At 42.7% G+C, this 18,496-nt stretch carries 18 protein-coding genes; 10 read left to right on the forward strand and 8 right to left on the reverse strand.

Annotation, left to right across the window (positions count from 1 at the left end):
* Positions 1-59: 59 nt before the first annotated feature.
* On the forward strand, positions 60-1,388 hold the full coding sequence (locus tag GSF13_RS02460; RefSeq protein ID WP_102058504.1) for a TonB family protein: 1,329 nt from the start codon (positions 60-62) through the stop codon (positions 1,386-1,388).
* 35 nt (positions 1,389-1,423) lie between these two features.
* On the opposite strand, the gene GSF13_RS02465 is transcribed toward GSF13_RS02460, so the two are convergent.
* Positions 1,424-3,529: a winged helix-turn-helix domain-containing protein gene (locus GSF13_RS02465; RefSeq protein WP_211865911.1), complete on the reverse strand. Its 2,106-nt coding sequence runs from the start codon at positions 3,527-3,529 to the stop codon at positions 1,424-1,426.
* Positions 3,530-3,628: 99 nt separating this feature from the next.
* Between GSF13_RS02465 and GSF13_RS02470 the strand changes: the two genes are divergently transcribed.
* Complete coding sequence (locus tag GSF13_RS02470; protein ID WP_211865913.1) at positions 3,629-6,229, forward strand: TonB-dependent receptor; 2,601 nt, start codon at positions 3,629-3,631, stop codon at positions 6,227-6,229.
* Here GSF13_RS02470 and GSF13_RS02475 read toward each other — a convergent pair.
* Entirely contained in the window at positions 6,212-7,117 is a 906-nt protein-coding gene (locus GSF13_RS02475) for a LysR family transcriptional regulator (protein WP_174169416.1), read from the reverse strand. The genes GSF13_RS02470 and GSF13_RS02475 overlap by 18 nt on opposite strands.
* 96 nt (positions 7,118-7,213) lie before the next feature.
* Here GSF13_RS02475 and GSF13_RS02480 point away from each other — a divergent pair, with 96 nt between their 5' ends.
* From GSF13_RS02480 to GSF13_RS02490, 3 genes are all read left to right on the forward strand, one after another.
* Positions 7,214-7,519: a hypothetical protein gene (locus GSF13_RS02480; protein ID WP_010604263.1), complete on the forward strand. Its 306-nt coding sequence runs from the start codon at positions 7,214-7,216 to the stop codon at positions 7,517-7,519.
* Between the two features lie 134 nt (positions 7,520-7,653).
* Positions 7,654-9,708, forward strand: coding sequence for a S9 family peptidase (locus tag GSF13_RS02485; RefSeq protein ID WP_211865915.1), 2,055 nt, complete (start codon positions 7,654-7,656; stop codon positions 9,706-9,708).
* Between the two features lie 64 nt (positions 9,709-9,772).
* Positions 9,773-10,318 carry a GNAT family N-acetyltransferase gene (locus GSF13_RS02490; protein ID WP_206472417.1) on the forward strand — a complete coding sequence of 182 codons (546 nt, stop codon included), beginning with the start codon at positions 9,773-9,775 and terminating at the stop codon, positions 10,316-10,318.
* A 35-nt stretch (positions 10,319-10,353) separates the two neighbouring features.
* Here GSF13_RS02490 and GSF13_RS02495 read toward each other — a convergent pair whose 3' ends face one another.
* From GSF13_RS02495 to GSF13_RS02505, 3 genes are all read right to left on the reverse strand, one after another.
* Positions 10,354-10,566 carry a TIGR03643 family protein gene (locus GSF13_RS02495; RefSeq protein ID WP_045988026.1) on the reverse strand — a complete coding sequence of 71 codons (213 nt, stop codon included), beginning with the start codon at positions 10,564-10,566 and terminating at the stop codon, positions 10,354-10,356.
* Between the two features lie 94 nt (positions 10,567-10,660).
* Positions 10,661-10,819, reverse strand: coding sequence for a hypothetical protein (locus GSF13_RS02500; protein WP_019647622.1), 159 nt, complete (start codon positions 10,817-10,819; stop codon positions 10,661-10,663).
* 78 nt (positions 10,820-10,897) lie between these two features.
* A complete protein-coding gene (locus tag GSF13_RS02505; protein ID WP_211865917.1) occupies positions 10,898-11,779 on the reverse strand; it encodes a LysR family transcriptional regulator in 882 nt (293 codons plus the stop codon).
* 124 nt (positions 11,780-11,903) lie between these two features.
* Here GSF13_RS02505 and GSF13_RS02510 point away from each other — a divergent pair, with 124 nt between their 5' ends.
* The 5 genes from GSF13_RS02510 to GSF13_RS02530 all read left to right on the forward strand — a co-directional run bounded on the left by GSF13_RS02510 (position 11,904) and on the right by GSF13_RS02530 (position 17,172).
* Complete coding sequence (locus tag GSF13_RS02510) at positions 11,904-12,518, forward strand: glutathione S-transferase family protein (protein WP_211865919.1); 615 nt, start codon at positions 11,904-11,906, stop codon at positions 12,516-12,518.
* A 7-nt stretch (positions 12,519-12,525) separates the two neighbouring features.
* Complete coding sequence (locus tag GSF13_RS02515) at positions 12,526-12,894, forward strand: nuclear transport factor 2 family protein (protein ID WP_174169420.1); 369 nt, start codon at positions 12,526-12,528, stop codon at positions 12,892-12,894.
* Positions 12,895-12,904: 10 nt separating this feature from the next.
* A complete protein-coding gene (locus tag GSF13_RS02520) occupies positions 12,905-13,117 on the forward strand; it encodes a 4-oxalocrotonate tautomerase family protein (RefSeq protein ID WP_095728319.1) in 213 nt (70 codons plus the stop codon).
* Between the two features lie 256 nt (positions 13,118-13,373).
* Positions 13,374-13,820, forward strand: coding sequence for an Hsp20 family protein (locus GSF13_RS02525; protein ID WP_010379331.1), 447 nt, complete (start codon positions 13,374-13,376; stop codon positions 13,818-13,820).
* A 304-nt stretch (positions 13,821-14,124) separates the two neighbouring features.
* Positions 14,125-17,172 carry an Ig-like domain-containing protein gene (locus GSF13_RS02530; RefSeq protein ID WP_211865921.1) on the forward strand — a complete coding sequence of 1,016 codons (3,048 nt, stop codon included), beginning with the start codon at positions 14,125-14,127 and terminating at the stop codon, positions 17,170-17,172.
* 514 nt (positions 17,173-17,686) lie between these two features.
* On the opposite strand, the gene GSF13_RS02535 is transcribed toward GSF13_RS02530, so the two are convergent.
* Genes GSF13_RS02535 through GSF13_RS02545 form a run of 3 tightly spaced genes read right to left on the reverse strand, consistent with a single transcriptional unit; the run spans position 17,687 to position 18,466 of the window.
* Entirely contained in the window at positions 17,687-17,908 is a 222-nt protein-coding gene (locus GSF13_RS02535; RefSeq protein ID WP_017217565.1) for an EF-hand domain-containing protein, read from the reverse strand.
* A 57-nt stretch (positions 17,909-17,965) separates the two neighbouring features.
* Positions 17,966-18,187, reverse strand: a complete 222-nt coding sequence (locus GSF13_RS02540) for an EF-hand domain-containing protein (RefSeq protein ID WP_010604271.1) — start codon at positions 18,185-18,187, stop codon at positions 17,966-17,968.
* A 57-nt stretch (positions 18,188-18,244) separates the two neighbouring features.
* Positions 18,245-18,466 carry an EF-hand domain-containing protein gene (locus GSF13_RS02545; RefSeq protein WP_017217565.1) on the reverse strand — a complete coding sequence of 74 codons (222 nt, stop codon included), beginning with the start codon at positions 18,464-18,466 and terminating at the stop codon, positions 18,245-18,247.
* Positions 18,467-18,496 lie beyond the last annotated feature (30 nt).

An 18,496-nucleotide genomic window follows, 5' to 3' on the forward strand; every position in this document is an offset into this window, starting at 1 on the left:
CCTATTAAAAATGGCCACAGCAACCCCAAAGAGCAGCCCGAGGATGAGTAATCAATAAAATGCGCAACAATCTCATTTCTGGGCTTATTTTTTCATTTTTTCTGAGTATAAGTTGGCAGACAAAAGCCGATCTTTATGATGCTACCCTCGCCTATCAGAATGAAGAATTCACTCTTGCATTTTCTGAATTCAATCGCCTAGCTCAGTTAGGTAATGCAGACGCCATGTATAATCTTGGGGTGATGTATTTGTACGGTCAAGGAACCGAACAAAGTGCCGCAAATGCCTTTGCTTGGTTTTCATTGGCTAAAGAGTTCGGTATTGCTGAAGCCTTTCAAACTGCGCAACTCGTTTTGCAGCAGTCCGACGACCAAAGTGGCCTAAAAGATTTCGTAACACTTCAAAAAAATCGTTTGGCAGACACCTACTTACTTGATTCAACACTTGCCCGGCTCAAACAACCCAATATCGTTTCTACGCCGAGTAAAACTCACGATGTATTACCTGACTATCCTGATGAGGCCGTACGACAAGGGGTTGAGGGCTGGGTTTGGTTAGAGTTTGATATCGACCAAAGCGGTAAGGCAACCAATATTGAGGTCGTAGATAGCTACCCCAAGCACATATTCACCGCTAGCCTGTTAAATGCTGTAGAGAAGTGGCGATATAGTGGACCAAAGCAAGCACACACGCTGATTTACCATTTTGCGACATATAAAGGCGAGCAATATCGCGAAACCTTAGCCATTCAAAAGAAGGCCTATGAAAAACAGCTAAAGCAGAATATCGACGCTGCAGAACGTGGTGTGGCGCAAGTACAATACTATATTGCTAACTGGTTGAGTATGAAAGATTACAACGCGTATCAGCTGCTGCGCTATCACTGGCGCGCTGAAGAACCAGAAAATGAATTATATTTAGCTGCAGCCAAAAATGGCTTGGACTTGGCACAATATCGTTTAGCAACTCAACTTATCAATGTGGGAGAGCATCGACTTAGTGTACTTTGGCTTGAACACGCAGCACAAACCATGGATATCGCAAAATATCGCTTAGCACGATCACTACTTACAAACACAGAGCTGCAAGATACTCAACGTGCGCTACAAGTACTTACCGAAGCTTCGAACAACGGCCATTTGCGCTCCACACTTCTATTAGCAAACACTTATTTAACTCGTCTCAACGACAAAACTCAGGCAAAGGCTTGGCTGCGTCATGGTCTCACCATCGATCCCGAACACCCTGAACTGCTGCTACTGTCTGCCAAGCTTACAGATAATCAGGCAGAGGCCAAGAAGCTTGCCTCACAAGCATTGAAGTCGGCATCACAGCGCAATTGGAGTAGTAAAGCAATACGCTTATTCCAGCAAAAGCTAGCTAACTAACTGTACTCAACCTGGGCTTCGTAACATTGATGTCTTCATCGGTCACCGTACTCCAGTAATACTATGTCACTTTCATAGTTGTTGATCCGATTGAATACTACCTGACTGCCATCAAAGCTTGATAATACCTGTAACTCGGTAAACCCCGCGTAAAGGTGTAACCCAATTGGTTGAACTTCTTCGACCTTGTTTTCACTACTTAAATAACGATAAAGCACCAATTGGTGGCCTCTTTTCAGTACAAAGTAAACCCCATCTCGATATACTGCAGGCTGATAAAGAGATAAAGACCCACGTAACTGCTCTACATCAAATGTCTCAGTGAGCGCAGTAATTAGGTATTCCCTAACTTGTTCTTTATACCCCACAAAGCTAGGGTTCTTTTGAGTAAGAGGTAAATCAGGTGAGTGCGTTACCAGAGGTTGTTGCTCACTGCGCCCTTGAGATACGGTAAATTGCCATGCCTGCCATTTTGCTTCCGCCGAGAGCTTCGCTCGATAATACAGGTTTCTACCATCCCGTGACCAATGCAAGTCGGCAATTTCGGCAAAGTTATCAACTACTTTTTTCACCTCTTTAGTAAAAGAGCTTATTAAATACACTTTGTGCGACTTTGATAATACGGCGAGATATTCGTTATTAGGCGACAGCAATAGCAAAATAGGCACTTCTCCCAGCGGCATCGTACCAAGCAAACTCGACGTCGGCCGAAAAGCATGTTTATGCCACAGCTCAAATTGTGGCGCATCGTTATTTTTGGTTGTCACCGAGGCATACACAAAATGTGCACCATCATCAGACAATGCGGCAAGTAGGTCCATTCGAGCGGGCGACGTCAACTGCTTTTGCTGTGCTTCGCTTTGTGCGTCTACAGCAAGCTGATAAAAGTTAATTTCAGCCACGCCCTCAGTGTGTGCCGAAGCACGCAAGTTCGCATTAACATCAATCTCAGATATCGCACCAAATCCGGAGTATAATAACTGTTGCTCACGACCTTTAAGTACACTCAAGTTTTGTTTGGCGATAATAACCGTATCGTCCTCATAACCATGACTCAATGCCGAAAAAGACTGCTTGGAGAGTGTGGTGGTTTGGCTTTCAAGGTCCCCAAGTTGCCCCAGATTAAGCCGATAAACGCCCTGCTCTTTTACCTGATACAACAGCGTTTGTTGGTTAACTTGATAATGTGTTACATCGCGAATAGGCAACGCCGTGGTGTTGAGCACTTTAGGTTGATTATCCGCAAAAGTGACCGCTACAGATTGCAAATAGGTCCCAGCTTTATCCCAAGACTTAGTGATAAAATGGCCCGCTCGATATTCTAGCCAAGGCGCTGAGTCTTGTGCACTATTACAGCTGCCAAGCACGCTATCGCGCGCTAGTCGCCACATTTCTATTGGACCTTTAACGTGTAACGCCCGTACTTCACAGGAAACCGGATCCGAGCGCGAATAAATCAGCCAGTTACCATCTAAAGACCAACTTGCTGACTCTTCACTATAACCGCTGCTTTTTATCGTATGGGTTGTTTTAGTCTCAAGATCATAGACCGCCAAATCAAATTGATCGGCTCCCTCAGCTAAATAACTGTAGGCTAAATAGTTACCATTTGGAGAAAAGCGCACAAAGACTTCAGCACCCGGTGAGGACGTGATCCGAGTTGCAGTGACGGGCTGCTGTTGCAAGTCACTTTGCCACTGCTTGGTAATAAAAACGCCAAGCAAAGTCACCACAAGACCCATAAAAAACCCGAGCAGCGCAAATTGTGCGCCACGCCCACGAGACAGCTCCTCTACTTGCTCAAGTAGCGTCGGGGCTTTTTCAATTTGTGCAATACATTGATAACCTAGGCGTGGTACCGTTTTAATTATTTTTGGCTCGTTTGAACTGTCACCAAGCAGCTTACGTAGCTGTACCACCAGCTGGCTAACAGAGTTATCACTGACGATAGTACCGGGCCATACGATATCTAAGATGGCATCTCTGGTAACAACCTCTCCCTTGTTAGCAATCAATAGACGCAATAATGCCGCATGCTTCGCTTCGATGCTTCTCCAAGAACCGTCAACACACACAGATAAATTACTCAGGTCGACAAGTATCTCATTGATTAAAAAACGTTTTTCTAGGTTTTCAACCATCAACTACTAAAAATTTGTAAAACTATGGTTAGGCTCGTAATAAAAGCGTATTATGAGTATCAACTAAAGGTAACTTACTCGTATTATAAGTTGAGCACAATGTCAGAATTTCTCATCCGAACAGTTTCTTGTAGCGCATTCTTTATCACAGCTGCAAGTTATGCCGTTGAGCAAAATCAGACAGCTGAAAATACCATAGAACGCATCGAAATCCGTGCCTTCCATGACAGCGTTGTCAAGTCTCTCAGTAATAAACGTCACAATCAACAAGTTTCAGATACGATCAGTGCTGAAGACATAGGTAAGTTTCCAGATAAAAACGTCGCAGAGGCGCTGCAACGGATCACCGGTATTTCACTCTCTCGAGCACAAGGTGAAGGTGAGCGGATCGGCGTGCGAGGCACAACCCCCGAGCAAAATAGAACCTATTTGAATGGTCAATATCTCGCCTCCGCTGATTGGTGGATCTCAAGTCAGCCAAGCCGAGGCTTTAATTTTACCTTATTACCCAGTGAAATCGTCTCTAGCCTTGAGGTGTTCAAAACACCACAAGCTATGCAGGATGAAGGGTCATTAGGTGGTGCAATCAATATAAAAACCCGCGACCCTCTGCTTACGCCTTCAGGCTATGGCGTTGTAACGGCCCAGTTCCAATACAGTGACTTGAGCGATAAACTCGACCCACAATTATCTGCAATTTATAACTACCATAGCGAAAGTGGCGACTATGCTGTACTTTTTACCGCAACACGACGAGATCGCAGCCTCAGACGCGACGGCCTAGAATCGTGGGGGTGGCACGATAGAACATTATACCAAGGTGAAGGTGATACTTGGTATGCCACCCAGCAGACCCCACAAGACAAAAGCCAGACGTTGTGGTTTCCAGGAGGTGGGGGTTCCGCGATTTTTCAGCAGCAAAGAGAGTTACAAGCTTATACAGTCAATGCCGCATTTCAGCTTTCCCCACGGCTTAGGTTAAATAGTCACTTACTTTACTCTCATCTAAACGCAGACAACAACAATCAAAACTTTCTCTGGCAAAGTGCAAAGTCTATTGACCTAGGCGGCGGGGTAACCGATTTACAAGTACAAGATGGTACTTTGGTGAGCGCCCACTATTTACCCACAGCAGCGCCGTTCAATACCAGCATGGAAGCCATTTGGCGAGACTCGCAGATCAGCACTAAAAGTGCTCATCTAGACTTAGTCTATGACGGTATTTATTGGTCGAGCCAATTTCAAGTGGGTCTAAGCCACGGCTCAGGTGGCACCAAAGAAGACGTCACGTCACAGTTTTCTGCTAACACCCGTTTTCATGTTGATACGTCAATGCGAAAAAACATCCTCGCAAGTTATGGGGCTTCTCCGTTAGATGCGGCGAGTTGGTTTATCACCGAAGCTCGAAATGACAGCCAAGATGGCAAAGATAAATCATACTTCGCACAAGCCGATTTTGCGTACGATATCGACTTTAAACAGGTCGACGCGATTAAGTTTGGCATTAAACTCAAGGACCATCAACGGGACTTTTTGCGCTATCGCTCAAAAGATGGAGGGCTTGATGGTCTAGCCGGCGAGCTTGGCACTACACTGGCCGCCTATCCGGGCACTTTTGTGGATGATTATTTGCGCGGCGTAGGTAGTGCAAACACCTTAAAAAACTACAGTTATGCCGATATTACACTGCTCGCCAAAGACTTCGATACGCTCAATTTTGAACAAGAGATAGAAAAAGCCAGTCGTTTTCATATTACAGAAAAAACCGCCGCCGCTTACGGTCAAATGCAACTCGCTGGTGAATCCTATGCAGCCAACATTGGGGTACGGGTGGTCAAAACCTTTCAAGACTCTGCCGCATTTAAACGTGTCGCCTCCCCCATCGAAGCGCCCGATAGCTATGTTTGGCATGAAGAATCTCGGGATTACATCGATATTCTACCCAGCGCCAATATCAAGTTTGATTTAAGCGAAAGTCTGGTTGGCCGTTTTTCCGTTGCGCGCGTCATGTCACGAGCGCAATTTCACCACCTTATGCCCTCAACCAATTACAACGTGACCCAAGCTCAAGGACAAGGTGGTAACGCCAGCTTAGATCCATATAGAGCGGCGCAGTTTGATGCCAGCCTTGAGTGGTACTTTGACGATGCAGGACTCGCCTCAATCGCCTTATTTAACAAAGATGTGGAGTCTTTTATTGAGTTTGAGCGAAAGCTTGAGCGTCATGAAAGCATTTTGATGTCTATCGATAGGCCCAGTAATGGCGCTGGCGGCAGTATCCGTGGCGTTGAACTAAGCTACCAGCAGACACTTGCGTACGGATTTGGGTTAATCGCCAATTACACCTATGTTGATGGAGAACGTGACAACGCTGACGTTGGCTTACAGAACAAAGTGCCAGGCACCTCAAAACACAGCGCTAACCTCACCGCTTACTACGAGAACCACCAATTTAGCGCAAGGCTTAGCTATAATTATCGAACCCAGTTTGCCACCGGTGTAGGCGAGACCATGATGGATAACTACGGTCAGTTAGACGGCAGCCTCACGGTGAAATTAAGTGATAACCTTGATGCACAATTTGAGTTTATTAATTTAACCGACGAACAAATCTATACCTATGACCGCAATGAGTACGCACCAACAGGGGTATATGTGAATGGTCGGCGCTACTACGCGGGGCTAAGGTACCAATTCTGATTTGCATGATAATTGCGCCTGTACAAACCCTAAGAATAAATCTAGCTTTGCAGAGTGCTCTCGTTTCACTTTATATATGGCATGCAAAGTAACTTCAGGCCTATTTTGCTCGGGAAACAGCTCAACCAAAGCGCCCGAATCAATATCCCGTTGGCAGAAATAAGACGGTAGCATGGCAATCCCCAATCCTGCCAACACCGCCTCTCGAATGTGAAAGCGACTGTTCGCTATCAAATTACCTTGCAAAGCATAACTTCGAGTTCCGTCATGCCAACTATCTTCAACATGATTAAGTTTTGATAACAACATGTTATGCCTACTCAGTTCGTCCAATTGCTCGGGCTTCCCATGCGCCGCCAAATAACAGGGAGCAGCAACAAAAGTCGAGTTTATATTGATTAATTTCAAGACATAAAATTGACTGTCTTTAAGTGCAGCAGAGAGCCTAAAAGCGACATCAATCTCATCTTCGATTAAATCCTGATTTGCTGCAGTAAACATCAGCTCTAACTTTATTTGTGGATAGCGCTTTTGAAAATCGATACAAATTTGGCTCAGTAGCATACGCCCTATCGTATTTGGAAAGGTTATTTTTAGATGCCCGGATTGATGCACACCAACTTGTTCAACTTCCTCTTCCAAATCGCGTAGCGCGCGAAGGATCTTTTTCCCTTTTTCATAAACCAACTTACCGGCATCAGACAAGGCGAGTTTACGGGTTGTTCGATTTAAAAGTACTTGTCCATAAGACGACTCTAGCTGCGCTATCGATTTACTCACCGCTGAAGTCGTGGTACCGAGCTGCTCTGCAGCTCGACTGAAGGAGTGTTGCTCAGCGACACAACATAATATTTTAAGTAAGTGAAGTTTATCGTATTCCTTTCTCATTATTTCCTCTTAGGAAAAAGTATTTACACCAAATGAATATATATTAACTAAAAATAAAAAGTAAACTTAACTCAAAAGAAAACAAAGGACATCAACATGATCACCACGTCGTGCCACTGCGGCCAGATCCACTATCGTATTTTCACCACGACAACAGCCAACGAAATATGCACTGGTGTGCAGTTTATTCAGGCTCACGGTCTGATCGAAAACCCTTGTAAATCTCTCGAACGATTTGTGGTGCCGCATTCGAAAGCTCAAACCATCCAAGAGCATGGTTTTTGCAAACACTGTGGTGCTTCTATCTACATCATGGATGACAAAGGCAACATTTCGTATGCACTTAATCACCTAATGCCGTTTCAGGCTGATTATTCAGGCGCGCTGAATTTTGGCCTATAAAAGATAACGGTTTTGCTTTATCAGACTTAACCGACAATTAATCGCAAACATTGGTTTTTATTCTGGTGACAAGTAGAATGCCTAAAAACTTCATCTTGAAGTTACAACAAGTGAATGAAAATTTAGGATAAATAATGAAACTACTTAAGTCTGCTTTGGCTTTAGCAATGGGCTTCACCAGTGCTGCAAGCCTCGCAAGCGATACCATCACTATTGAAGACATCCCAAAGATCCAATCGGTAAGCTCAACGTCGGTGAGTCCTGACGGCGAACTCGTTGCTTTTACTCGCTCGGTACCGCGCGAGCTTTACGTTGACCAAAATGGTTCTAATTACAGTGAACTTTATGTGGTTGACGACGAAGGTGTAGAGCGCCCATTTATCACCGGTAAAGTGAGCATCTCAAGCATCTCTTGGTCGGCCGACGGTCAGTTCATTTATTTCCTAACCAAGAAAAAAGAAGACAAGCAACGCGCCCTTTATCGCATCGCGGTAAACGGTGGGGAAGCACAGAAAGTGCTTTCACTAAAAGGAACTGGGATCTCGGCTTATAGCCTAAGCCCTGATGGCAAACAGGTTGCAATCCTTGCAATGCCAGCTGCCGATAAGTCAGAAAAAGAGCTGAAAAAGCTTGGTTTTATGGCTGAAGTGTATGAACTGGGTTTAAAAAACAAACAGCTTCATATCATTGATCTTGCAGCGTCAGAAAAACCATTGACCCCAGCGGCACTAAACATCGAAGGTTATGTTAGTGAAATCAACTGGGCTGACGATGCCTCTAAATTACTGGTAAAAACCCAGCCAACAGCGCTTATTGATGACAAGTACATGAAATCACAATGGCATGTACTTGATGCAAAAACACAACAAATTACCACTTCGTTCAAAACAGAAGGTAAGCTTGGTACCGCAGAGTTTTCTCACGATGGTAAATACATCGCGATTTTAGGCGCTGAAGACAAGCATGACCCGGCAACTGGTCGCTTATACCTTGCCGATGCACAAAGCGGCAAAGTAGAAGAGTGGATCCCAAACTTTATGGGTCACATCGGTGATTTTGAGTGGTCAAACCGCAAAAACCAGCTGACTTTTGTCGCAAACGTCGGCGCTGAGAGTTTTGTTGGCCAAATTAAAGTTGGCTCAAACAAATACAAGAAACTTATCAAAGAAGGTAAATTTATCGCATCGAATCTATCTATCTCTGACTCAGACAAAACCATTGCCCTACGTGCAAATACCGCTAAGCACCCAAATGAAGTGTTTGTGATCCGCTCAAGCAAGGCAACTCGTCTATCAAACTCAAACCCGTGGTTAGACAACAAACGTTTTGCAAAACAAGAGGCTATTAACTTCAAAGCCCGCGATGGCGTTGAAATTGGTGGCGTATTAATTTATCCACTTGATTACCAAGAAGGTACACGTTATCCACTGATCATGTCGGTGCACGGTGGTCCTGAAAGCCACGATAAGAATGGCTGGCTCACGAGCTATTCAGATCCGGGTCAAATGGGCGCAGCACGCGGCTATGCGGTATTCTATCCAAACTACCGTGGTTCGACAGGTAAAGGCGTTAATTACTCAAAACTTGGCCAAGGCGACTACGCAGGTAAAGAGTTTGACGACTTAGTAGATATGAAAGAATACCTAGTCAATACCGGTTTAGTAGACACTAAGCGTGTTGGTATTACTGGTGGCTCTTACGGCGGTTATGCCTCAGCTTGGGGTGCTACAAAACTAACCGAACACTTTGCAGCAAGCGTGATGTTTGTTGGGGTAACGAACCAACTATCTAAGTTTGGTACTACCGATATCTCAAACGAAATGTACTTAGTGCACGCTCGCTCTTACCCTTGGGATAAGTGGCAGTGGTACCTAGAGCGCAGTCCGATTTACTGGGCTGGTCAATCAAAGACGCCATTACTCATTATGCATGGTAAAGATGACCCGCGAGTACACCCAGCACAGTCTATGGAGCTATATCGCTATATGAAAGTGCAAGGTAAAGACGTACGTCTAGTTTACTATCCAGGCGAAGGCCACGGTAACCGCAAAGCTGCGGCTCAATACGACTACAGCTTGCGCTTGATGCGCTGGATGGACAACTACCTAATCGAAGGCAAAAAAGACATGCCAGATTATGAAATTGACCACGCGGCGAAGCTAAAAGCCGTTAAAGACGCAAATAAATAAGTAAGCAAGCAGCTTATTGTTTGGGGCGCGAATTTGCGCCCTTTTTTATCAAGGAAAAAAGATATTGCAATTAACTACAATCCAACTCGACACCGAGCGATTCACACTTAGACCCCTAACCTCACAAGACGCCGAAGCGCTATTTGCCATATTCTCAGACGCAGACGTCATGCGCTATTGGAACACGCCACCTTGGGAATGCCTTGAGGATGCAACGCAATTTATCAAGCAATCACATGAAGATTTGACTACGCAACAAGCGATCACACTGGCCATTGTTTCGAAAAGTGATGAAACATTAATTGGTAAATGTTTACTTTTTAGCTGGGATAAAGAGTCACGTCGCGCCGAAATTGGCTTTGGTATTGCCAAATCTCACTGGGGGCAAGGTGTCATTCAAGAAGCGGGCTCTGCACTCATTAACTATGCTTTTTCAACACTGCAGTTGAGGCGTATTGAAGCTGAAATTGATCCCGCTAATATCGGCTCAGCCAAAGTGCTAACAAAACTTGGATTTACTAAAGAAGGTCACTTACGTGCTCGCTGGGAAATTGCTGGTGAAGTCTCAGACTCTGCACTATTCGGCTTACTTGCAAGCGACCTTCAATAAAGCAAAGACTAATACCCAAAGGTTTAGATAACGCGTTATCTTTGTTTGTATTGGGTTTTGCAATATCCGCGATTGACCGCTTTGCTTCTAAGTTTAATATGCTTAGTGTTACGGCCATTTACTCGTTGCCGCCATAGCCTAAAACTGCTGGGTTTTAGGCTACAACGCATCAATTTGATCACTTCAGGTTCACTGAGCTCAAACTGTCGTTCGATAGCTTCAAATGGCGTCCTATCCTCCCACGCCATTTCAATGATCCTGGAAATTTCTGAGTCACTAAATTGCACTTGCTTAACCTTCCCCTAATTAAAAGCAAAGATACGTAGCGAGTAGCTCATTAGATTAAAAATACTTACGTCCAATCAATATTCCCATCGCAATGCCGATAGGTAAGGTGTACATGATTTGCCCAGATGCAACGCCCACGGCTGTGCCAATTCCTGCGCCGATAGCCAGCCCCAGACCTATTTTTCGATTGGCATTTTGTTTATCACATTTCATTGATTGTTCCATCATTTAAGCCAGTAGTTAATGTGGCAAAGTAATGAAGAAATGTAAACCACCTTATTTGCTTAACAATCAGTGCCCGTCACGCTTAAACCAAGCCTGTAAAAACTCGATACATTGAAGTACCGCGGCTGGCACAAATTGGCGTGCGGGATACAGTGCATATAAGGCTAGCGTTGGCTTGTCAGCGTGCTGCAAAATACTGACTATCTCACCCTTTTCAAGTGCTTCTCTACAGGCAAATTCAGGTAAAACCCCTATTCCCAAATGGCTTTTAATTGCCTGCAACATAAAAAGGACATTGTTCACTTTAAGGGAGCCTTTTATTCGCACACCTTCGTCTAATGGCCATAAGTTCCTGCGTTTTGAATAGCTGTATTCAAAACAATTATGATGAATTAAATCTGGTGCTGATTCGATAGCAGGGTGACTCGCTAAATATTGTGGTGAGGCGCATACATGATAGCTAAATTGAGTAATTTCTTTTCCTATATAACTTGAGTCAAACGGACGACTGGAAGCCCGAAAACCTAAATCGAATCCCTGCTCTACTAAGTCGATATCCTCATCTCCTAAATGTATTTCAAGGTCGACATCGGGATACGCTTGCATAAAATCGGCGAACATTGCTGCCAAGTCAGTGATCCCAAGCACCATTGGCACATTCACCTTTAGCTTACCTTTTGGTGCTTGCTGCGACTCTTGTATGAAGGTGTCTGCATCCTCTAACTTATTGAGAATATCCTTAGCACGCTGCAAATAGCCTTCTCCCACATGCGTGAGCTGCAAATTGCGCGTGGTGCGATGTATAAGCCGCGCACCAAGCTCAGCTTCTAGTCGGCTGATCTCCTTGCTGATCATGGATTTGGATGTATTATATTGCTCTGCAACACGAGTAAAACTGCGTACCTCAGCCAGTTTTACAAACATTTCTATCGCTCGTAGCTTATTCATACTTTCCTTGATTATTGTTTCCACTATGTGAACTCTTGGTTCTCATTGTAGCTATATATCAAACAACACCTAGTTTATACACTGAGCTTGTCTTTTAGCCAAGAAGCAAATGAGGAAAACCATTATGTATACGTTATATTACTTACCAGGTGCTTGTGCGCTAGCAACGCAAGTCATATTAAGAGAATTAAAACAACCCTTCGAACTGGTTGACAAACGCGGTGTTGATAACTTTTTAGCCATTAACCCAACAGGTAAAATCCCGGTTCTTAACGATGGCGAAAACTGCTTAGTAGAAGGCGCTGCAATCCTACTTTATCTACTCAATAAACACGAAAATAACCTTCTTCCTCAAGCTGATGTTCTTCAAAAGCAACAAGCGATAGAAAACATTCTGTTTGCCAATGCTACTATGCACCCGGCTTACAATCGTCTGTTTTTTGCCACAGGCGCAATCGCTGATGAGCATGCACGCCAGCCATTTTTAGAAGCGGCAGCGGTTGCCATCAACGAATTATGGGTGTTAGTCGAGAAAAAGTTAGCGCAGCAATCATTTTTAGGCGGCGATCAGGTTTCCACTGCGGATATCATGCTGGCTGTATATGCGCGTTGGGGCACCTATTTTCCAGTCGACATTATCATTCCAGAAAAAGTCAGCAAAATGTTAGCTGCAGTTGAGGCAAGGCCCAGCTATATCGCCTCGATAGCAGCTGAACAAGCACACAGTACAGACGCATGAGCTTAATATGACTAAGCCTATTTTCAAACTACAGGATTTAGACAAAGTAACTGCGGTTATTCAACAATATTTTGACGGGCTACACCAAGGAGATATTAAAAAGTTGGATGCAGTTTTCCACGTTGACGCGGTGCTCAAAGCTCCTGGAATGAGGCGCACCAAATCACAGTGGCTAGATTTGGTTTCATCTCGACAAACGCCCGAAAGCCAAAGCGCTGCTTTTAATTACCGTATTTTGTCGGTGGATGTTGTAAACCATCAAGCAATGGTCAAGCTGTATTGCCCACTGTTTGAACATCACTATATCGACTTTATTGGTTTACTTAAAGAAGATGGACAATGGCGTATCGTCAACAAAATGTATGATGATCTGTAGGAGATAACCAATGCCAATCATCAATATTAAAATCACGAAGGAAGGCGTTACACCTGCTCAGAAGCAAGCCTTAATAAAAGGTGCAACTCAGCTTATGGTGGATGTCCTTGATAAAGCGCCACATGTTACTTTTGTCGTTATAGAAGAAGTTGAAACTGACGACTGGGGAATAGGGTTTGATCAAGTCTCTATGTTGAGACAGCAAAACTTAAGTCCTAAATGACGCAATAAAAAAGAGGCATCAGATGGTGCTTCTTTACCTGCAAAGACAATTTTCTTGAAAAAGAATCTTATAAAATTCAGGTAAATAAAAACTTTTTTAAAAAAGTTTCTTGAAAAATATTTGCCTCGTCCATAGATAGTATTGTGAGGACGCCGACAGGGTCCCAACCCAAACTAAGTAAATGTTTTATATGCTATTTATTGGCTTTAATAGAAGCAATAAATAGCTTAATTATCGCTTTATGAGGATACAAATTATGCGTACAGTAGACCTATCTCCACTTTATCGTTCATTCATCGGTTTTGACCATTTAGCACAGTTAATGGATGCAGCATCACGCAACGAAAAGCAACCAAGCTTTCCGCCATATAACATTGAAGCCACCGGTGAAGACAAATACCAAATTACCATGGCTGTTGCCGGATTTACCGAGCAAGAGCTTAGCCTTGAGTCAGAAAACAATACTCTGACAGTGAAAGGCGAAAAGCAAAACAAAGAAGACAAAGCTGAGCGTAAATTTATCCATCAAGGCATCGCAGAGCGTAACTTTGAGCGTAAATTTCAACTTGGCGATCACGTCAAAGTGATTGGCGCAGGACTTGAAAACGGCCTGTTAGTCATCGACCTTGAGCGCGAAATTCCAGAAGCACTCAAGCCGAGAAAGATTGAAATTGGCAAAGGCAATCTCATCGAAAATAAATAATCGATTGAGATCACTTCCCCCTGTTTTTACATGATGTCACGTTTCCAAGTCGCCCTCGGGCGACTTTTTTGTTTGTAAAAAATGTATGAGCTGGCGGTGCAAAGCAACCCTAAAAACAAGCAAACATAGTGTCGTAACATACTTATTTTTTAAGAGCTGCTAAAAAGGTAACATTCGCTTTTTCCGTTACCTTCCCCAATTCAGTTACAGATCAAAGTAAACTATGCTAACCTACCTTCTACAACCTAATCAAAGTACTTCAGTATCAAAGTGCTTTGATACTATAGTAGTTTAAAGGAATAGCATGAAATTTTTCATCACGTCAACACTTCTCACCTTGCTATTAGCAACCCAACAATCACAGGCTTACGTCGAGAAGATAAAGCATTTCTCAAGCTTTAGAGATTTGAGCAATATAAGAATCATCGATGTTGATAATGATAATAAAAAAGACATCGTTGCAATGATTAATAACGACAAGCAACGATTGTATATTGTAAATACACCTTCTGAAAATGAAGATATAAAAACAACACTGACTGATTCAATAAAAATCGAGAGCGACAATGAATCAATAGATTCTTTCGAAATTTATTATGATAGGCGATCTGATAATCACTTTGCTGTTGTTATAAGTCAGGTACAAAACGTACACCTTCTCAATTTAACTGCCAGAAAATATGTAAAAGCGCTCCCAAATGTAACCGCTGATATCGTTAAATTTAAAGACATAGATAACGATGGTGACGTCGAAATCATGCTGATAAATGAAAACAGTATGTCTACACTCGATATGCACACACTAGAAACCAAAGCGCACTACAACTTACCACACTATGAATTTGTTGTTGGGAAGTTTACCAATCGTCTGCTCAATGAAATGCTGACATGGGACGGTAAAATCTACCGAATTCAAGATAATGAAATAAATCAAGTTGGTACGCTTGCGGTAACAGGCACCTATTTATTTACTAAAGATATAAACGATGATGGAACAGATGAAGTAGTTAATAAGGACTGTACGATCGACGTAAAAAACGGCAGTGTTATTTGGCCTGTAGGGAATTCTCTAGAAAGTTGTAAGCAGGAGCCTGGCTATTCAAAGTATGGTCGTTCATCAACGTCCAACAACACTTTATATCAACTTAATGCGGAAGTTTTTAGCGGTCGCGGTTACCCCTATGATCGTTACGCTTTAGATTTAGAATACTATAACTACCTAACTCGAGAAAAAGAGGTTATCGGTAAAAGTTTCACAGAAGGAGGTGGAGATTATCAACCTAATACCTATCACCATATCTATAGCTATTTAGACTTGTATGGTGATGAGAAAAAAGAAAAGATTGAGCAAAAGACTAAACTTCACGTCGAAGAAGTTTTATTTGGTGAAATAACTGAACTGGGATTCAATGGTGATGTGTATTTAGCCAACCAAGATGGTGAATTAAGAATTATTGATGTAAATAAAAAGATTACAGCAGCCGCTTTTCCCTGGGGCACTCCGGACCCAGCGTTTATAGTCCATGATATTGTAACATTCAGCAATATTTCCCCTATCACGCAAAGTGAATTATGGGCAAAAGAAATTGCGGGCAAAGGTACAACGCAACGGTCAGAGTTGACAAAAATTTCTGTTGATTCTTTTGGAAGCAACCTTGTTGATAAAATTGTATATCAGACCAGAGGTGAACCATATGACGAATATATTTATAAAACTAAAATAATGAATATGGATGGCTCGTCATACACTACAAAACCTATTCTTGGATATTTTCAGTTCTTGGGTGATATTGATGGTGATAATAACCCTGAGTATCTTCGCCAAAATAATCACTTAATACTTGACATTACAAAGCCATTCGAAATCAAAGACTTTAATAGTGACGTGGCTAAATATAGCATTTCACTGGTTGCTGAGCCCAACTACAAGACAGGATTAACAGCATCAATAGACTTTGATGGTGATGGTGTTAAAGAGTTAGTATTCAAACATAAAAATCAAACGACAATCTATAACCTTGTTCAAAACAGCCACTCATCACTGGACCTCGGCGATCTTAAATCACTCCACACGTTTACCAATAACGCGGTAGAAAAGCTTTACGGGACAACGCAAAATGGCACTTTGCAGTCCATTTCTGCACAAGGAAGCAAACAAGAAATCACGACCTTATGTGCATCGTCGAAATTAATTGATATCGAGCAACACCTTGACGGCCAACTCCATATTACCTGTGAAAATGAATTGGGTACCTTTAAGTTGGCTAGCCAACAATATAGTAAGCTGGTAAGCCTTGATGTGGTCGCAACCCATGCAGATATTAAAATAATTGATCAGGATACTTATTGGCTAGTACGACATGATAATGGCAGAGAATTATATAAAATTTCAGAAAGTACTGAGCAGCCTTTTCAGCTGAGTGCAGCTGAGTTTAATACCAACAAATTTACCCCCGTAAATTTTGCCTTATTAGATGAAAAAGATGCTTTTAACTATCGCTTTTATATTTCTAAAGCACCGAGCAAAGGCAATATCTCTTTCTCAGATAGAGCGCTGGGTCATTTCAACTATACACCCACAACAGGCGAAGTCGGACTAGACCAGTTTGAACTTTCCATGACTGTTGGAGGAAAAACTACCGAAAGCGTCTTAGTCTCTATTAATATTGAAGGAACTCCACTTCTTATTGAATCTAGTTCACTTTCTGCCCACTGGCGTACTCCGCTTAATGGCACATTGTCATTATCAGGCATAGACGAAAATACTGTTCTTCAGTTCGGAGTGACTAGCGCACCTGCTTCAGGTGAGTTTGTCTTCAGTAATACAGCAACGGGTGAATTTACATATACACCATCGACTTCAACGTTAGAGCCTGCAATGCTTATCGTGAATGTGAGTAATGAACATGGTCTACACATTGAGAAAGTCATCACTGTAAACCATACGAATACAACACCGCAGGCACCGCCAGTCGAGTTCGAGGTCAATCAGTCTGGAGTGATGAGTGTCACGCTTTTAGCTCAGGATGCTGATTCAGACCCGCTTATTTACGAATTGGTATCACAACCAAATAAAGGTGTGGTCGAGATAAACCGTAATACGGGGCTGATGTCTTATACCCCAGAAAATGATGCTACTTATGAAGTAAACTTTCAGTATCGAGTGTTTGATGGCGTGAGTTATTCAGAGCCAAGCAATGTTACCCTTAATGTCGACACGACAAAAGCTGACGACAACAAAGACAATACTGATAAAGAGCAACCAAAGAGCAAGAGTGGCGGAAGTATGCCCGTTTACTTACTGTCTCTGCTATTGCTAGCAGGGTTCGTCCGCAAGTTGAGGTTTAGCTAGACTGCTCCCAACCCAACATTGTAATAATCAGTTTTTACTCTTGGATCAATATACTTGATCCAAGAGTAAACACACGGTCGCCCTAAATTTTTCAACCACTGAACCTAAAAGCTTAAATAAGCAAGAAATGATTAATGATTTAAGTTCAGCTAAGTAAACCGGAAGAGCCTGAAAAACAAACAAAAAAAGCTTGGCTATTAAGCCAAGCTTTGGGTGCGGTGCGAATAACCGCCTTACTCTTACCGACTATGATCCTTCACTTTACTTCCCTAATGACATCCAAACTCTCAATTTGGAGCTCAAAGATTCTGATAGCGATGCCTCGCTGTAAGTATTCCTTTATACCAGTTTGTTTAAACTTGCCCGAAAAAGGCGCTTAGTTGAACAAATCAGTAATGTTGCCAAATAACTCAACAATAATCATAATCTTTGAACTCTATTCCCTGCTCCCTGACATCAGTTCCTTTTCCTCTGTCACTCCCTTGCGCAGGTAAATCTACTTCTCCAGCTCTAATTAGCCTTTAAAGTTTGCGAATTCTGTTTCGCTTAGCTCGCCGTTTGCATCAACGTCTAGCGCTTTAAATTGCTCTGCAAGTGCAGTGTGTGCTTGTGCTTCACTCATGCTGATTGTGCCGCTTTGATCTGTATCTAGCGCTGCGAAGTCTTCACCCGCCATTGCATTAACAGAAGCAAAAGATAAACCTGTGATTGAAAGTGCAATTAGTACGTTTTTCATCATTTATTCCTCAAAAATTTAAATACTGTTCGTTTTATAAAATTGGAGGGCTACTGTTTAGCCTTTAAAGTTTGCGAATTCTGTTTCGCTTAGCTCGCCGTTTGCATCAACGTCTAGTTCTTTAAATTGCTCTGCAAGTGCAGTATGCGCTTGTGCTTCACTCATGCTGATTGTGCCGCTTTGGTCTGTATCTAGCGCTGCGAAGTCTTCACCCGCCATTGCATTAACAGACGCGAAAGATAAACCTGTGATTGAAAGTGCAATTAGTACGTTTTTCATCATTTATTCCTCAAAAATTTAAATACTGTTCGTTTTATAAAATTGGAGGGCTACTGTTTAGCCTTTAAAGTTTGCGAATTCTGTTTCGCTTAGCTCGCCATTTGCATCAACGTCTAGCGCTTTAAATTGCTCTGCAAGTGCAGTATGCGCTTGTGCTTCACTCATGCTGATTGTGCCGCTTTGATCTGTATCTAGCGCTGCGAAGTCTTCACCCGCCATTGCATTAACAGAAGCAAAAGATAAACCTGTGATTGAAAGTGCAATTAGTACGTTTTTCATCATTTATTCCTCAAAAATTTAAATACTGTT

The sequence above is a fragment of the Pseudoalteromonas sp. M8 genome, assembly GCF_018141365.1.
GTDB lineage: Bacteria > Pseudomonadota > Gammaproteobacteria > Enterobacterales > Alteromonadaceae > Pseudoalteromonas.

Coding starts and splice junctions, on each gene's coding strand:
- GSF13_RS02510 (WP_211865919.1), top strand. CDS start 11,904: ATGTATACGTTATATTACTTACCAGGTGCTTGTGCGCTAGCAACGCAA.
- GSF13_RS02495 (WP_045988026.1), bottom strand. CDS start 10,566: ATGGCGTGGGAGGATAGGACGCCATTTGAAGCTATCGAACGACAGTTT.
- GSF13_RS02500 (WP_019647622.1), bottom strand. CDS start 10,819: ATGAAATGTGATAAACAAAATGCCAATCGAAAAATAGGTCTGGGGCTG.
- GSF13_RS02545 (WP_017217565.1), bottom strand. CDS start 18,466: ATGAAAAACGTACTAATTGCACTTTCAATCACAGGTTTATCTTTTGCT.
- GSF13_RS02525 (WP_010379331.1), top strand. CDS start 13,374: ATGCGTACAGTAGACCTATCTCCACTTTATCGTTCATTCATCGGTTTT.
- GSF13_RS02460 (WP_102058504.1), top strand. CDS start 60: ATGCGCAACAATCTCATTTCTGGGCTTATTTTTTCATTTTTTCTGAGT.
- GSF13_RS02475 (WP_174169416.1), bottom strand. CDS start 7,117: ATGAGAAAGGAATACGATAAACTTCACTTACTTAAAATATTATGTTGT.
- GSF13_RS02540 (WP_010604271.1), bottom strand. CDS start 18,187: ATGAAAAACGTACTAATTGCACTTTCAATCACAGGTTTATCTTTCGCG.
- GSF13_RS02470 (WP_211865913.1), top strand. CDS start 3,629: ATGTCAGAATTTCTCATCCGAACAGTTTCTTGTAGCGCATTCTTTATC.
- GSF13_RS02485 (WP_211865915.1), top strand. CDS start 7,654: ATGAAACTACTTAAGTCTGCTTTGGCTTTAGCAATGGGCTTCACCAGT.
- GSF13_RS02530 (WP_211865921.1), top strand. CDS start 14,125: ATGAAATTTTTCATCACGTCAACACTTCTCACCTTGCTATTAGCAACC.
- GSF13_RS02465 (WP_211865911.1), bottom strand. CDS start 3,529: ATGGTTGAAAACCTAGAAAAACGTTTTTTAATCAATGAGATACTTGTC.
- GSF13_RS02505 (WP_211865917.1), bottom strand. CDS start 11,779: ATGAATAAGCTACGAGCGATAGAAATGTTTGTAAAACTGGCTGAGGTA.
- GSF13_RS02520 (WP_095728319.1), top strand. CDS start 12,905: ATGCCAATCATCAATATTAAAATCACGAAGGAAGGCGTTACACCTGCT.
- GSF13_RS02535 (WP_017217565.1), bottom strand. CDS start 17,908: ATGAAAAACGTACTAATTGCACTTTCAATCACAGGTTTATCTTTTGCT.
- GSF13_RS02480 (WP_010604263.1), top strand. CDS start 7,214: ATGATCACCACGTCGTGCCACTGCGGCCAGATCCACTATCGTATTTTC.
- GSF13_RS02515 (WP_174169420.1), top strand. CDS start 12,526: ATGACTAAGCCTATTTTCAAACTACAGGATTTAGACAAAGTAACTGCG.